Origin of the sequence: Undibacterium sp. Di24W, assembly GCF_049340325.1 — a bacterium.
In the GTDB taxonomy this organism is placed as follows: domain Bacteria; phylum Pseudomonadota; class Gammaproteobacteria; order Burkholderiales; family Burkholderiaceae_D; genus Undibacterium.
On sequence record NZ_JBMPOP010000010.1, the window covers coordinates 139,066 to 155,861 of the forward strand.

Annotated in this window: 12 protein-coding genes; 2 read left to right on the forward strand and 10 right to left on the reverse strand. The window is 43.4% G+C overall.

Annotation, left to right across the window (positions count from 1 at the left end; genetic code table 11):
* Positions 1 to 44 precede the first annotated feature (44 nt).
* The 9 genes from ACO0KZ_RS18875 to ACO0KZ_RS18915 form a co-directional block, all read right to left on the reverse strand.
* On the reverse strand, positions 45 to 296 hold the full coding sequence (locus tag ACO0KZ_RS18875) for a DUF5710 domain-containing protein (RefSeq protein WP_422998080.1): 252 nt from the start codon (positions 294 to 296) through the stop codon (positions 45 to 47).
* Positions 297 to 319: 23 nt separating this feature from the next.
* Entirely contained in the window at positions 320 to 2,209 is a 1,890-nt protein-coding gene (locus tag ACO0KZ_RS18880) for a 3'-5' exonuclease (protein WP_422998082.1), read from the reverse strand.
* Positions 2,210 to 2,312: 103 nt separating this feature from the next.
* Positions 2,313 to 3,182, reverse strand: coding sequence for a GIY-YIG nuclease family protein (locus tag ACO0KZ_RS18885; protein WP_422998084.1), 870 nt, complete (start codon positions 3,180 to 3,182; stop codon positions 2,313 to 2,315).
* A 362-nt stretch (positions 3,183 to 3,544) separates the two neighbouring features.
* Positions 3,545 to 4,402: a DUF3800 domain-containing protein gene (locus ACO0KZ_RS18890; protein WP_422998086.1), complete on the reverse strand. Its 858-nt coding sequence runs from the start codon at positions 4,400 to 4,402 to the stop codon at positions 3,545 to 3,547.
* Between the two features lie 220 nt (positions 4,403 to 4,622).
* On the reverse strand, positions 4,623 to 6,329 hold the full coding sequence (locus ACO0KZ_RS18895; RefSeq protein WP_422998088.1) for a DUF262 domain-containing protein: 1,707 nt from the start codon (positions 6,327 to 6,329) through the stop codon (positions 4,623 to 4,625).
* 52 nt (positions 6,330 to 6,381) lie between these two features.
* Complete coding sequence (locus ACO0KZ_RS18900) at positions 6,382 to 8,112, reverse strand: restriction endonuclease subunit S (RefSeq protein ID WP_422998090.1); 1,731 nt, start codon at positions 8,110 to 8,112, stop codon at positions 6,382 to 6,384.
* Entirely contained in the window at positions 8,113 to 9,582 is a 1,470-nt protein-coding gene (locus ACO0KZ_RS18905) for an N-6 DNA methylase (RefSeq protein ID WP_422998092.1), read from the reverse strand.
* Between the two features lie 309 nt (positions 9,583 to 9,891).
* Complete coding sequence (gene hsdR, locus ACO0KZ_RS18910; RefSeq protein WP_422998094.1) at positions 9,892 to 12,276, reverse strand: EcoAI/FtnUII family type I restriction enzme subunit R; 2,385 nt, start codon at positions 12,274 to 12,276, stop codon at positions 9,892 to 9,894.
* A 324-nt stretch (positions 12,277 to 12,600) separates the two neighbouring features.
* Positions 12,601 to 13,011: a hypothetical protein gene (locus ACO0KZ_RS18915; protein WP_422998096.1), complete on the reverse strand. Its 411-nt coding sequence runs from the start codon at positions 13,009 to 13,011 to the stop codon at positions 12,601 to 12,603.
* A gap of 391 nt (positions 13,012 to 13,402) precedes the next feature.
* Between ACO0KZ_RS18915 and ACO0KZ_RS18920 the strand changes: the two genes are divergently transcribed.
* On the forward strand, positions 13,403 to 15,229 hold the full coding sequence (locus ACO0KZ_RS18920) for a C1 family peptidase (RefSeq protein ID WP_422998098.1): 1,827 nt from the start codon (positions 13,403 to 13,405) through the stop codon (positions 15,227 to 15,229).
* A 2-nt stretch (positions 15,230 to 15,231) separates the two neighbouring features.
* Positions 15,232 to 15,735, forward strand: coding sequence for an OmpA family protein (locus ACO0KZ_RS18925; RefSeq protein ID WP_422998100.1), 504 nt, complete (start codon positions 15,232 to 15,234; stop codon positions 15,733 to 15,735).
* A gap of 231 nt (positions 15,736 to 15,966) precedes the next feature.
* Here ACO0KZ_RS18925 and ACO0KZ_RS18930 read toward each other — a convergent pair.
* Positions 15,967 to 16,796 (reverse strand): caspase family protein (locus ACO0KZ_RS18930; RefSeq protein WP_422998102.1); only part of this gene is annotated, 830 nt, incomplete at its 5' end.

Here is a 16,796-nt window from a genome sequence, read left to right on the forward strand (position 1 = left end):
ATATCCCACTTATTGGCTAAAATTCTTTAGCGCTATGTTTAAATTTAAAACCAGCGTTTAAAAGGCGAAGGGTCAACACCACCTGGCACGTACCAAATTTTTTGACGGCCGTTATATAAAGCGCCAAGTTTTTTTGCATCTTCTTTTTCACGAAATGGCACTTTTAGAGGGATTGCACCTTGTGTAACAGCGCCACCTAAAGACCTAAACGCTTCTTTCGAAAAACGCTTGGCCGCTTGAATGTCAATATCAAGCAGGAACTGACTTGGTTTTGGATTTGGTATAGAGCTACTCATTATTTAATAATCCATTTATGAAGCTATTTATCTTGTGGCGCAAATAGAGAAACCCTGTCTCTTGCTCGACTAAGAGCAACATAAAACAATCTTCTTTCCTCACTTACATCGCGATCCCTCTGCGGTAATATATCTTTCGCCAAATTGGGGAGAAGCACGTGTGCCCACTCATGTCCTTTTGCGTAATGCATGGTCGTTACATTGACGAACTCAGTTGCTTTGAATTTTTTCTTCTCCGCGATATGCTGTTCGAATCTATCAATCAACGTCAGTAGATCTGCCGCCATTAAGTCAGTCTCTTTGGCATAGGCTGTAAATTCAGAGATCATCATCAGTGTACTTTTGACGATGTCATTATTGACGTGTAAACGCCTAATTTCACTATCGAGATCCAAACTTAAAACGGCTTGTTCCAGTAATTCGCCAGCTTTCAATTTTGTATGGTTTTCTTGGAGGAAAATACGTGTTTTTCTGATTCGTTCCAAAGCACTTCTTTTCCAATTGGGAATGTTCTGTCCTTCCGATTCTGCAGCTAATTTCATTGCATGTTCGGCTGCACCAGATAAATCCTTTGGCGACTCAACGACCCAATCAGCAGCATCGTTGAGTGTAGCCGCACTTAAACCTAGGCTCGGCAGTGACAATAAGCCCTTGACAATTTCTTTTCGCTTTCTAAGATCCGAAATGGTGTCGAGATTATCTAGCGCCAGATGTAACACGCCTCTGAGTGTGTAAATCTCCGGCCTTTCGAAAAATGGTTTTCCACCCAGAATTTGATAGGGAATGCCTTTGTGCATTAACGCACTTTCTATTGCGATTGTGTGGGCAAACTCCCTAACAAGTATTGCTGCATCATTCAATGGATTACCGATGGATTCCCAATTTAATAGTTCGGTCACAACATCGTGGGCGCAGTTATTTGCGTATTGAAAGATATTTACCTCTGTTATTCGCCTCTGATTTGAGATGCACAGCTTGCCATCCTCTTCCACTTTTCTACCAAAAAGAGAGTTGATAACAAATGCTAGTTCGGGGCCAAAGCGAAACGTTTCTTGCAATTTGAGTCGCTTTATACCCTCATACTCTTGTTCAATTCGCTCCTGCATAAATAACGGATCTGCACCCAACTGTGTGTTCACACATTGATCGGCATCACCAACTGCAACAAGTCTTGCACGAGACCCCGCAATCGCTTTTAAGAGTCTGAGTTGTGCTTCATTGATGTCATGAAATTCATCTATCAGAATCAACGAGAACTCATTTGTAAAGGTTTCGATCGATTCTGGGTCCTCTTCAATCTTGCAAATTAGGTCATATAGCATGTCCCCGTTTGCACGAAAACCAATCCTTCTACGTATGTTCTCATAGGTTTCAAAAACAATGCATGTGGTCTCAGGAATGTCAAGGATCTCAAGTTGTTCAGAATATTCAAGGCCCAATTCATTAAGCTTTAATAATTTGAGATTACGCTTAAGTATCGCAAATTCCCGCATGATGGAATCAATGTATGCAGGATCGGTGTTTAGATCGCCGCTTGATCGACGTAGCAGCGGAGAAGATTGTGCTTCGATGATTGCATCGTGTAGATATTTGATTGTCGCTCGTTCATCCAAAACCATAGCGAACTCGAGAATCCCTAAATCTTCAAATTTTTTTACCAGTTTTGTAGCAATCGAATCAAACGTTTCTGGCGAAACTGCCATTCCTTGAAGCATTTCGTATTGCTCTAGTTTGCTTCTCGCCGACTCGGTAGAAGTGATTAGTAAGATTTCTGATGATAATGTACCCGTCTTGATGGCACGTTTACAGCAAGCGACCAATGTCGTTGTTTTACCGCTACCTGCCACAGCGTCTACTAAGATATGACCAGTAGTGTTATACGCAATACGAAGTTGTTCTTTGGTGAGATTCATTTATTGAAAACTTCCCAAGTTGTATGCATGAAGTAATTTTACTTGCGTTTATATAATGCAGCATCACATTTAAAGCGTTGCAGAGATTACCAGGAACTTCAAACTAAAGGGTTGCTTGCTGTGTTTGAATCTCTTTGAGCGTACGCCCATTCCCATCTTTCCATTCAGTGCGGCCGTTGGCGCTGCGTCCTAGGACAATTGCTGCCGCAGTGGATGGGCTAGAAAAACTATAGTCTTGTTTGAATATGTAGCTGTCGCCAACACGCTTCAATACTTCGCTATCGATCAAGTCTTGGCGTAAATCTACGATGCCATGCATTTGTTGCTGCATTGACGTTGTGATTTCATCACTCGCCTGTGAATTTGCCTTCACGACAAAGCCTTGATTGGATTCGTATCCTTGCGCTTTTAAACCCTTTCCGACACAGTTCAAAAGGGTTGTGCCAGCAATGCGATTGTCTGACGCGCGGGTTAATTCAAAAGCTGAAATGCCCAAGACCGGCAGCATGCTTAGCATATGATCGAGAAACACCAGCATGTCTGCGCGGTCGGCTTCGGAAAGCGTCGGTTCGTTCTCTGATTTAATGTTTTCCAACCGCATGCGCTTCGCGTCTTTGGCGCGTTCGATCAATTGGGATTCAAGGAACTGCACGTGGGCTTTATTTAGCTGACCAGAGCCCGCCACAAAAAAGACTGCCCGCGTCCAAAAGTCTTTATTGCTGAAATGGTTTTCCAGTCGAGGCTTAACGGGATCGCCTTCACCGATATAAATCATTTCACCATCACCATCAGGGCGTGGACCAAGCAGAAGATAGACACCCGTTTGCGCAAACTCTTCGCGCTGTTTTATGGTTGGTAGCAAAGGGCGGGGAAATACAATTGCTTTGCCTATCCAATTGCTGCGTTCGACGATGCGCAGACCGTCTGGGTCGCCATTGGCTACGAAGATTCTTAGGGAGAATGGTGAGGTCATGCGAATATTAGTGGGCTAAACGAAAGGAGATAATCGGTTTGATATTGATGTAAAAAATCATTTCTATATTTAAATAAATGCAATAAAGGAAATGTAATGATATTTGCGATTAAATAAGAATGTCTAATAATTTCAAAGACTTATATGTATATCTCCTAAAATATGACGTTTGTGATTAACTAAAGCGAGCCTAAGATTGGCACATACTTTGCATTCTTTCGCCTGAACTGTGTTTGTTATAACAGCGATCTCCAATAATTTCACTTGTGATTTAACGCTTCTTTGCTATAATTCTGCCCAAGTGGACTGGGGGTTCCCGGTCGGCGTCTAAGCCTCGGTGAGTTTCATCGGGGCTTTTCGCTTTATGGCTTGGGATAAATCTTCAATCCCCAGTTTTCAAATCCTTCACCGACATTCTCTCTACCGCCATCACAATAGAATTTCTTCTTCAGTACATCGAATGCGCGATTTTCCTGTGTAGGTCGAAGGATGCGCATGCCGATTGGGCGAGCAACTAAGTCGGCGAGTTGCAATCCTGTCGAGTTCACTTTTTTATCCGCAAAAATGATGTTGAAGGGGAACGGGATACTAAGACGATTTTCTCCGTCGCAAGTACGGCGAAATTCTAATTCGAGTTCGTTGTCTTCTTTTGGACCTCTACGCTCCACCACGACGTGCGTGGTAGCGCCATCCTGATTCTTTTCCTGTAAAAACTCATAGAGGGTTTCGAGACAAAATCCAAGCGCGAGGTGATATGGATTAGTCTCTTGTCCGACTTTATTTTTCAATTCCGTTTTATCGATCACGCAGCTAACCAGAATAAAATTGCTGGCATCGATAATGCTCGTCAACTCATTCAGGAATGCATGTTTGTGCGTACGACTTTGGAAAAAATTGAAGTTGCCTTTTTCTTTTCTTATTTCGTTTTCATGCAAGACAATGAGATCATGGCCGAAATGATTAAACTTAAATTTCTCTAAAGCGGGCACGACAGTTTCACAATAATAGCGTTTGTGGAAGATGCAAAATGCCAGTACAAAAACAGGGTAGTTCTCATCCAAAGTTTGCATGCCGTGATCACCGCTTTCATCAACGTACACTACGTAGTTGCTGAACTTGCCGACAGGCGGCACCGCTAAAGTTGTCTGTGCATTTGCGGGATCAATGTTCTCGAATAATGAGAATTGTTTTGGTTGGGAGTTTGTAGTTTCGGTTGACATGTTTGTTCTTCAGTTGGCTGTCTTTAGCTATCTACTTCAAAATTATTGCGATGCTGACCCCAATCGTGCGTTAAGGAGAATGGTTGGGACATTGGGAAAATTTCTATTTTCTGAAAGCGCTTAGAAGGAACGGCATTGCGTAAGAAAATTCAATGCTGTCCCTCTCTATTTCACGAATCAAGCAGTTTGTGTGATTGATGTTTTCCTTGAAGAGTGCTTTTTATGCCCACCAACGCTTTACGAAATCATCAACCAATGCTTGGCCCCGTTTTTCCAAGTCAGTTTTCTTAAAAGATTTGGTTATTGAAAATTCCGTCGCAAAAATTGAAGTGATTTTGAAGGCACTTTTGCTATAGCCTACGATTTTTTCTACAAGGTCATCGTTCTGGATTGAGCTATTAATTTTTTTCTCTAAAATCGTTAGGTTTCCGATTAAATTTTTATTTGTTTCAAAATCATCGTCATCTTTAAAACCAAAAGAACGAGGTTTGAATTTTGGTGTCTGGGATAATATGTGCTCAATGGTTGGTTCATTTTTCATGATCTCCTTGAGCTTTTCAATTGAATAGACTTTATTTGTTAAACGTTCACAATAGTCAATGAACAAAGTTCTGAGTAGTCCAGTTTGCTTATAGTAATCACCAGTAGTTAAATAGTCTCTAAAACGGTCGTCTTTCAATTCAAAAGAGTTGAACCAAATTAGCCACTCTTGGATTTCTTCAATAGTCCAAGGCTCGCTGTTTAAACTATATGCCAGTTCAGCAATATGCTTTTTCCCTTGATAGTCGCGAATTTTCAACACGCGTACATCAATTATTTCAACCATTTTTAAAACACTTATGTTTTTGTCCGGTAAGATTTGACCGAGAAAGCCATTCTTTTCAAGCTGTGTTATCGCTGGGTAATAGGTCGCAGATAGACCAAGTATTGAGAATAATTTGTAATAGTCTGCTTGATCAACCGTTCTTGCGATTATTTGTTTGAAGGCTTGAATGTATTCTAATAGGCTGTTTAGATAGTTAATTAAATATTCATCAAGCAATAGAGTGTCGGTATTCTTTCTCAAAGATGTCAATTTATGTTTGACGTCATCTAATACATGTTGGCTAGTCGGCTCATAGCTTTCCTCAGAAAAACAAATGTGATGGTGCCTTAACAATTCATCTTCATTAAATGACTTAGAGCTAATCACATTGATTTTTTGATCGGTGCCAATCAATTTAATATCATCATAAAGTTCAAATATCTCACCGAACTTATCATTGATCGCATCGTCATATTTTTGAGATAGGTATTTATTCGAAAAATAAAATAGAAGACTTTTCATCTTATCCATTCTAGATAATTCGCGCCCACGATCATTTACTGTTTGAAAAATCCGAATCGCATCAGATTCATTTTCTTCAACGAACTCTAGGATGGACAGGGATTCAATCGCCTTCAAGAATTTCAAAGGAGCTTCAATACTCAGGTCGACGATCGATTCCATTTCGCTGTAGGCATCAAGAATAAGTCTTTGGCTCTTGTTTTTTGGTACAAGATCGTCTTTCGATTCCAAAAGATTGAAGTAAAATTCTTTGTCTCGCTCTAGTGGCGTTAACTTAAATTGATTTCGTTCTTTGATGTAGTAACGACCGTAAAAGTCACGATCTTCCTTTTCCTGTAATTTTTTGATAATCACACTGATAAACATGACGAGCGTCGTTATCCTCTGTTGGCCATCAACAATATTGAATAGTTCGTCATCTTCTGTTTTGGCTAAAACGACAGTCCCAATATAATGGCTAGCCTTCGTATCTATTGCTTCCTGAATGTCTTCATATAACTCTCTCACGTTTTGCTTTTCCCAAGCATAACTTCTTTGATATTTGGGTATGTTAAAAACTTTACTTGAAAAAAATTGCTTAAGTGATTGTTGATTGGACACGTTGTTCCTCTTCAGTTTGATGAAAATTAGATATAGTAAATAGTTGGAAAAATCACGCCACTAGGGCATGTTCGATTAATGTACGCGCTAGTTTTTGTTGTTGTTGTCTAGTATTCTTGATTCGATGTTTAAGTTGTTCGCATAGATCAATTAGTTCGTCGACTTTGGCGACAATCCGATGTTGCTCTTCTAGTGGAGGCAAACCGATTGGCATCTTTTTTAAAATTCCGTGATTCAGATTTACCATGGTCGTGCCTACGGCCTCACCTGCAAGATATGTTCGAGCGTATTCACAGCGGAAAAATACTCTTAAATAGTCTCGTAAAACTTCGACTGAAAATCTTAGGACGAAACTTCCAGTTCCACAGAGCCAACCACTTTCATGTTTTGTGACAAGCGCAATCCGCCCAACTTCACCCCTTCGAGCCATTACAATATCGCCTTCATAAATTTTATAAGTTTCAAGCGTAGCGGCCATGTCTGTTGAAACAGAGACCGACCAGTCTGGTGTGATTCTGTCGTCGATCATATGTGATGGGTTGATGAGCGGCACCCCTCCATCTACATAATCAGATTGGTGAATCATTGATCCAAATGGACCAGTCGATACATCAGTCGCATAGTCATTGAACCGCACCCATTTCCATCCACGAGGCAAAGCAAAGTTTTTTTCTGACTCCTCAATCATGGTTGATGGCTTGTCTTTCCTAATTTTTCCCTCAGCAACCAGCTTCGCTTTCTCATTCTGTATCCGCTTAAGCAACTGACTAGCCGGCTCATCGTTCGGGTCTTGTGGTACGAGTTTGCCCATGACTGCTAGTTGTAGCAGGGTTTGTTTGAGGGCGTCTATGCTGGATTCTGTGGTGAATAGGGTGTCGAAGTGCGTGGCGATGCGTTGCCAGTTGGCGTTGAAGTCTTCTGCGTCTTGCGATTGCGTGAGCGTGCTTAACAAGTGGCTGACGAGTTGTTCGTGGGCGTCGGCGGCGTTGTTGTGTTGGGCTTCTAGTTGGTCGCATAGCGCCATTAGTTCGTCTACTTTGGCGACTATGCGATGTTGTTCTGCTTCAGGCGGAATCGCTAAAACGATACTGTTCATTTTCGCCTGGTTCATCTTCGGTTGCGCCGTACCAGTAACGAATGGTTTCAAATCAATCGCATTTACGAATAATTCAATATAGCGTAAGTAGTCCTCAGAGAATCCGTCTAGGACATGTGCGTGATTATTCACCCAGTATTTTCCACGCGCGATGAATGCTATGGGGGTTGAACGATTCACCAAATTCGCACCATCCTCGCCAATCAGAAGTAGTGGCTTGTCGAATAGATATTCATCGATCTTATCGATTACACCGGATGCACCGTAGTAGTCGTAAAGTCCTTTCCGATCTTGTCTATGACCAGCAGCAATAGGCTTTCTCTCCGCATCTCGATTGATAAGCGCATCGCCAAACCTTACCCATTCCCATCCAATCGGCAATTTGAACCTTTTCTCGCCTTCTTTAATTGGAGACGATTGAGTTTCCTTTTTTTGTCTACCGACGGAGATTAGTTCAGATTTATGAATAGATATCTTTTGCAACAAACTACTAGCAGGCTCATCACTCGCATCTTGCGGCACCAACTTCCCACGCACTGCCAATTCCAAAATCAACTCACGTAATTTCTTAATGCCATAGACACTATTCGCGTTTCCCGAAGCGCGGCCACGTCCCGATTTTTTCTCGGTGTCTGCGGCGGTCCAAATGTCGAGATGATCGGTGATCAGTTTATGTACTGCGCTCATTTATTCCTCGCCCTGAAATGCTTTGGTCAAGATGTCTTTGAGCTGATTGCGTAGGCCGCTGATCTCGGTTTGCATGACGGCGTATTGCGCTAATAATTGTTCAGGGTCATGAACCTGTTGCTCGCCTACGTGCGGGTTTTTGCAGTCGAGGTTGTAGTTGCGGGCTTTGATGTCGTCGATGCTGACTTTCCATGCTTGCGAGCTTTCTACGCGTGTGGCGTAGCCATCTTGCTCGCTGCCCCACCAGGCTTTTTCGGTGGCGAATTCTGCGATGCGCATGGGTTTGGTTTTGTTGTAGCTTTTCACGCCTTCTGGGTAAGGGTGTTCGTAAAACCAAATGTCTTTGGTTGGGCTGCCTTTGCTAAAAAATAGCAAGTTGGTTTTGATGCCTGTGTAGGGTGCGAACACGCCATTCGGTAAGCGCACGATGGTGTGTAGATTGCATTCTTCTAGCAGCTTTTCTTTGATGCGGGTTTTGATGCCTTCGCCAAATAAGAAGCCGTCCGGTAAAACAAGGGCGGCGCGGCCGTTGGCTTTGAGTAGCTGCATGATCAGCACGACAAACAAGTCGGCTGTTTCGCGCGTGCGGAACGCGCTGGGGAAGTTGGTTTCTATGCCGTCTTCTTCCATGCCACCAAAGGGTGGATTGGTAACGATGACATCGACGCGTTCTTTTGGTGTCCAGCTAATGAGTGGACGCGAGAGGGTGTTGTCGTGGCGAATATTGCTGGGCACATCGATGCCGTGCAAAATCATATTGGTGGTGCAGAGTAAATGCGGCAGCGGTTTTTTTTCAATGCCGAAAATACTGCTTTGTAGTTGCGCTTCGTCATCGACGGTTTTGACGTTTTGACTGCGTATGTGTTCAATCGAACAGGATAAAAAGCCGCCCGTTCCGCAAGCCGGGTCCATGACTTTTTCACCGAGGCGCGGGTTGGTCATTTGCACCATAAATTCCGTGACGGCGCGTGGTGTATAAAACTCGCCCGCATTGCCTGCCGCTTGGAGGTCGCGCAGTAATTGTTCGTACATGTCGCCAAACAAATGACGTTCTTGTGCTTTGTTGAAGTCGATGCCTTCTTGAATTTTGTTGATGACTTGGCGTATCAATTGCCCCGACTTCATGTAGTTATACGCGTCTTCAAATACGGAACGAATCACATAAGCACGTTGGTCGCCGCCTTTGGCTTCAAGGGTTTGCAGGGCAGGGAAGAGATCGTTATCTAAAAACTGTTTGAGTTCGTCGCCGGTGATGCCTTCGGCATTGGCCGCCCAATTACGCCAGCGGTATTTTTCGGGCAGCGGTGATTGGTAATCGTCTTGGATGAGTTCCCATTCGGTTTCGCGGTCATCAAAAATTTTGAGGAATAACATCCAAACGAGCTGACTTAAACGCTGGGCGTCGCCGTCAACGCCTACGTCTTTACGCATGATGTCTTGAATGGATTTGATGGTGCTGGAAATGCTCATGGGATTCTTTTCTGCTTTAAGTATTTGTTGATGCTTTGATTTTCATTGTTTGCGTTTTTATCGTAGCGTAAGTGCAGCTCCATAGGCGCTAAGCAAAATCGAGATTTATCTTTAGCTGGGAAGGCTCTTGCTTTGCTCCTTCCTCTTCAAGGGGAAGGCTGGGATGGGGATGGGTTTTAGTCGTGTAATTAACGATATCTTGTACTCAAGCCAAACCCATCCCCACCCTAACCCGCCCCTTGAAGGGGCGGGAACCTTATATCCATGAGACTTACAGCTTATTTCAATTTGGTTGGCGCTATTCTCGATCTACGCATATAAATTGTGTTCTAACTCAGCTAGTGCCGCTAAATAGCCTTGTTTGCCGCCAAAGGCGGAGACTAGTTCGGTGGCGCTGCCCATGTTTTTAAATGGGTCTAGCGTGAGAATTTTAATATCCTCAATGTTTTCTATGCCAGTGTCGGCATATTTTTCTAATAGGGTTTCCAATACTTGTCGTGCTTGTGCGCCATATTTGGTGAAGTAGTTACGCTTCTTAACTTGGTCGGCACGTTCACGGCGGGTGAGTGGCGGTTGATCAAAGGCGACGTGGCAGATTAAATCAAAAGCGTCAAAATTTTTGCCTACGTCTTCGGCTAATGCTTCCAGCAATACGCCATGTTGTTGTAACTCTTGCAGAATGGCGCTCTTGCGTTCGGCTTTGCTCCAGCGTAGTAAAAATTGATCTAAGGAAGAATAATCTTTGCGTACGGTATTGCGCGTGTAGTCTTTTAGCGATTCGGTGATGAGCTTGCCATCGGAACCCATGTATTGCACGCGTTCTGAGCTGACATAGACATCGACATTGTCAACCACGTATTTTACCCGACCTTGCTTGATCCCGATCCCGTCAATTTCGATTTGGCTTTGTTCATCGATAGGATATACATCGTCCGCTGGATGCAGAACAGGATTGCCGTGTTCATCAAGGATGAGCTCAGGGATTTCATCGGGTGGAACTGGCGTATCGTCGCCTTTGGGTTCATAGATCACCACAGGTTCGCCATCAAAATCTTTATCGGCAAATAGCTCGGTCGCCTTTTTGAAATCCATGATGGTGAACCAGTATTTATCGTAATCCTCATTAATGCGCGTGCCGCGACCTATCATTTGCTTGAACTCGGTCATGGATTTGATGTGTTGATCGAGTACGACGAGCTTGCAGGTTTGTGCATCGACGCCAGTTGTCATGAGTTTAGACGTGGTGGCGATGACGGGGTAGCGTTCTTCTGGATTGATGAAATTATCTAATTCGGCTTTGCCTTCTTTTTCATCGCCCGTAATGCGCATGATGTATTTGCTGCTTTCTTTCACTCGTTCTGGATTGAGATTGACTAGGGCTTGGCGCATGCGTTCAGCGTGATCAATATCATCGCAAAAGACGATGGTTTTTGCGTAAGGATCGGTGGCAGTGAGAAATTCGGTGATTTTTTTGGCGACTAGCTCGGTGCGTTTTTCGAGCACCAAGGTTCTATCCATATCGACTTGATTGTAGATGCGGTCTTCGATTTCTTGGCCGAGTTTGTCCACTTGGCCTTTATTGGGTCGCCAGCCTTGCACGTCTTTGTCGATATCGATACGCACCACTTTGTAGGGGGCGAGAAAGCCGTCATCGATGCCTTGTTTTAGAGTGTAGCTGTAGACCGGATCACCAAAGTAACTAATGCTGGACACTTCCTTGGTTTCTTTGGGGGTAGCGGTTAAGCCTATGTGAGTGGCGTTGGAGAAGTAAGTGAGAATCGAACGCCAAGCAGAATCTTCCGCCGCGCTACCGCGATGGCATTCATCAATGACAATGAGATCAAAGAAATCGGGTGAAAATTGTTTGTAAATGTTTTGTTCTTCTTCCGTACCAGTGACGGCTTGGTACAAGCACAGGTAAATCTCGTAACTTTTATCGACCTGACGCTTGCTGATCTTGGTCATGGCTGAACCGAAGGGTTTGAAGTCATTGTTTTTGGTTTGATCAACCAAAATATTGCGATCCGCAAGAAACAAGATGCGTTTCTTGGTGCCGGATTTCCAAAGACGCCAAATGATTTGGAATGCGGTGTATGTCTTGCCCGTGCCTGTTGCCATGACTAGCAAAACGCGTTGCTGCCCTCGGGCGATCGCTTCGACGGTATTGTTAATCGCATTAGATTGATAGTAGCGCGGCGCGCGGCCAGTGCCATCATCGTAGTAGGGCATTTCTACGGTTTGGATCGCTTCTGGTGTGGCGATGCCTTTCCAAACGCAGTAGCGTTGCCATAGTTCGGATGGCGACGGAAATTGTGTGAGACCAATCTCTATCTCAGCTTTTGCGGCATTGCCAGTACGGTCGTGGAACTGAAATGCGTCGCCGTTTGAGCTAAAGACAAATGGCACACCTAATGTCTCTGCGTAGTTCAAAGCTTGTTGCATGCCATCGCCAACACTGTGTTTGTTGTCTTTGGCTTCGATGACGGCAATAGGAATATTTTTTTTGTAGTACAGAATGTAGTCGGCGCGTTTTTGTTCGCCGCGCGTATGCAATTTACCGCGCACGATAATGCGGCCTTTGGTGAAGCTGACTTCTTCTCGAATTTGTGTGTGCAAATCCCAGCCTGCTTCAACAATGGCTGGGGTAATGTATTTGCTGCAGATATCGCGTTCAGAAAGGCTCTTTTTATCCATCGACTAATCCACTGTCCATCAAATTGAGGAGCAGTGATTGTACTTCAGACTCTATAGAGCGCAGGTGATATTTACGGGATTTATAGGTTTGTTTGTGGTCTTTTTTTGAGGGTGTAAATTTACATGTAAAAAATTGCCGATTGCGTTTGGAGTAAATGAGGGCGTGGTTAATTTGATTTGTCGAATTACCCACCGAAACGATGATCGATAAGTTGTAGACTTGCGTTAATTTATCGTCTTGCAAGCGTCAAGCGTAGCCGCTCCACCAGTTCTCGACATCAATTTCTCAATTTTTTCTTCTATTTTGGCCTTGGCAAATGGCCATCAAGCTGAGGATTTTGACTTGGGAAACACAATAAATGAGAATTTTCCTTTATGCTCACTTGCCACGGTTCTTCGGTTCGGATTTTCTCCGCCAAATGATGTTGCCAATGCGATCGACATTTCTCCGAGCTTCACTTTTCTCGGGTCTATTTCCTCTACGATAAATGCTGAGGTTTTGTCGTTCGATAGGTTTGTTGGGTAACCAAAATCTCCCATTGATCCCGTGCTCGATAACGCATTGAAATCTCCAGGAAAAACGAAGTATGGAACGTTGCATGCAGCGACATGTCTTTCTGGATTGTGTTTTCCTCTTGACGGGTCAAACAATGAAGTCTGCGCAACGAAGAAACCAGTGTATTCTGATGGAGCATTTTGAATATAAGGAAGTAGAGGGTTCTTTGTGTCGATCAATAATGCTGATGGCCACTATGACTGATTCTGGTAAACCCCATTTACAGGACAATCAAGACCTTTGAATGCAACGTCGTCTGTGCAATAGTGTTTGGTATCGTTGGGACAGCGAGTAACATTGTTAGAAATGTGAGTGCCATTCATATACTTCCAAGTTTTCATGCAAATCAATAGGCTTATCCTTTGGAAGTTTGAAAATACAACAAATAGACGTGGTTGTGGATATTTGCCATTCATTTGATCACATTCTAATGCTACGATTTAACGGCGAGTTAAATTGAGGTGGACTTGATTCTTGAACAAAGACGCGAGCCACACTATAGCAAATACCATCAAATTTGACTGAGTCATTACTACTACTAGTCTATTCCCATTTTTAATCGGAGTAAGTATGAAAGAAAATAGGAAGTTCATATTATTTTTTTTAGGTATTTTGTCTTTCTCATCTTGGGCCCAGGGCGCGGATGACGAGCAGCGGGTGCGCGGCGGGGTTCCTGATGATCCCAAAGTCGTGTTGACAGTACCTGTACTACGGCCATTTAGAGCTTATTTACCTGATCAAGCAGATTTGCTTAGGTATATACCCCCAGTAGGTGATCAAGGAATGCAGGGCTCTTGTTCGTCTTGGGCTACAACATATTACGCGTTTAGTGTCTTGTTTAATCGTGAGATGGAACAAGCATTTCCGGATCTAACTGGAAAGGGTAAGTTTGCTTTCAGTCCTGCCTTTCCATACAACTTAATCATTGATGGCGGATGCGAATCAGGTTTTAAAGGCACTTCAATTTCAGACAATTTGAATATTCTCAAAAAGATAGGCGCAGTATATTTGAGCGAACTACCATATAGATCTAATGATTGTTCTGCACTTCCAGATTCGAACGCTTTAAAAATATCCGGTGAGAGGAGGCTCATCGACTATCGCCGCATCGAGGTAACAAGTAAAGATCAAATTACCGAATTTCGGAAAATATTTCCAAGTCCTGATTTCTGGCCATATATGAAAAGCGATGCGATGGACAAAATTCGTGGAGCGATCAGTGAAGGAAAACCAGTAGTTTATGCGCAATATACAGGGACTGATAAGCCCGTAGGGAATTTTAGCATTTACACTAAAGGGGTCTTTAATTCTAAAGATGAATTGGCTGGTTTGCACGCCTTAACCATAGTCGGTTATAACGACGATGCGCAAACCTTCACAATTGTAAATTCTTGGGGGAAGACTTGGGGTGAAAGCGGATTCATGCGAATTTCGTATAGTGCATGGCTTGCTAACTTGGGGAGCCCAAATGTGTTCGTACTTGATCTTCCTGATCGTCTAGGACTAAGGCAAACAATCTCTCGGATTTATCAGATTGATTGGCCAAAACCGAAACCAACGCCAACGCCAACGCCAACTCCGACACCAACACCAACACCAACACCAACACCAACACCAACACCAACACCAACACCAACACCAGTGCCAGTGCCCGTACCAATACCGACCCCAGTGCCAGCACCTATCGTTGAATTAACTTTTCAAGAAAAGATGAAGGGTATCGAAGCGTTAATATCGAGTTCTAATTTAATTTCGAAATGCTCAAAATTGAACACCGAGGCTGTCAATAGAGGAGTTATGCTCCATGGTTTTGTCGAAGATAAGCGAGAATTGGAGGCCCTTGAAAAGGCAGTAAAAGAAAAATTTGGAATTGTTCTGAACGCTGCTGCCGTCAGAAATTTGCCTTGGCCCCAATGCGAGATCGAAGACAACTATATACGAAATAACCGATTGAACGGATGGAAACTCAAAGTAGAAAACATCAATGAAGGAGATATCGTAAAAAATAGAACTTCAGTGAAGATGTCACTTTCTACGTTGAAAGGGCAGTACTTCATCTATGTTTTTCATATTCAGGCAATTCGAGATGGAAATGTCTCGGTAATCATGCAGCCATCATTCCGTGATTCTAAACCGGCACCGTTACAAACAAATGTGGAGTTGAATCTGAACTCTCCAATTCCAGGAATAACTAAGAACTATTTCATTACAAAACCATTTGGAGCTGAAACGATTTTGATGCTCGTGACTAAGAAGCCTATATTTAACTCGCCGGTCGCAACAAACTTATGGAATGAACGTTACCTTCTGACTCTACTGCGCGGGTCATTCCAACGCTTGAAAGAAAGCGGCGACGTGATTGCAGTCGATGCTGTTCATTTCAAAACCGAGGAGTAAAAATGATTAAGAATCTTATCGTAGTTATGGCTTCAGCGCTTGTTCTTGTAGGTAATGTCGCCGCACAGAAGGCTGTTAGTCCGGAGAGTATTATTCGCCAGCTTTCACCAAAACATAGTCGTGCACTTTGCGGGAATTTGAGCATCAATTTAACCATTAATTTTGAATTCAATTCATTTTTGCTTACTAGTCAGGGAGCCGAGCAGGCAAGAAATCTTGGTGCGGCAATTCAAAGTGATGATTTGAAAGGACAGAAATTCGGCATCATCGGTCATACAGATCTAAAAGGATCTGTCGAATACAATCAACTGCTTTCTGAAAAAAGGGCGCTGGCAGTGAAACAGTTCTTGATCAACGAATTTAACGTCAAGGCGGATGCATTGATAGATTCAGGCAAGGGAAAATTAGAACCATTGGAGAACGAACAGTCCCCATATGCAGATCGCAAGAATCGTCGAGTACAAATCGTTAATCTCTCCTCTCCGTCTGAACCTTGCGGGGGCTAAATTTTGCTAGCATTTATCGCTTTTAGTAGAGCTACAAATCCTGGCGCAGCAGTGCAACTAAATTTGGATTAGAGCACTAGCTTGGTATACCGTGGGTTCCGAGAAATATCTTGTGGCTTGATCATCAATATTTAGGGTTTAAGCCGATGTGGATTAGGTACCTCGATGAAGTACCTAGTCATAGTCTTAACTTGGGTTGAATGAAAGTCCCGCAGGGCGCTGAATTGAAGCTTATTTCATCTTGACCGAAATTGGGAAATCAACGACACCACCAGGAGCTTGTGTTACTGGGGTTTGAGTTCCCTCGGTCAGCGTGTTAACTCGTCCGCTGATGTAAAGGTCGAGCATCTTATAAGTTACCTTACCTGTTTTGCCGAAGTCTGCTGCCCCGTCGATTCCCTCGAGAAGCGCTTTTGTGAATGCGCCGTTGCCCCATACAGGGTCTTCGTAACTCTTCTGAGTTCCGGTGCTTGAACTGAAAACAACCACTCCGTTTTCTGCACTCGATAATTCATTGATGACGCCGTTAACGTTTCCGAATGTATCGTTAGAACCTAGTATGGCACCTGAGTAACAGCTATCGAAGAAAAATAATATTTTGCCGCGTAATGAAGCGAGCTTTCGTTTGAGCACATCTTTTCCGATCGATGTCAACTTCAGCTCTTTCGGGTCTGCGTCGATTGGAAGGAAGGTGTAACCAATTGAGGGCTCATTTCTTCCATGCCCAGCAAAAAATATGACACCAACGTCATGCTTAGTTACTTGCTTTTGCAGCCATTCTAGCCCTTGGAGAATACCTGTTTGAGTTGCATCCTGATCTATCAATAGTTTGATTTCAACTTGTTTGTAGAGGGCACCCTCTTGTCTACGGACAGTGTTTGCAAAATCAGTGGCATCTTTTGCTGGGTATGTTAGTTTTGTAATTTTCTTATTGGAATAATTGGCAGCGCCGACTGACAAGACATACAGTCTCGGACGAAAATCGAATTCTTCCTCTTCTTTTTGTTTTATTGATTCCTTTGCTGTGAGTTTTCTAGTCACTTTAAAGGTGGCAGGAACCG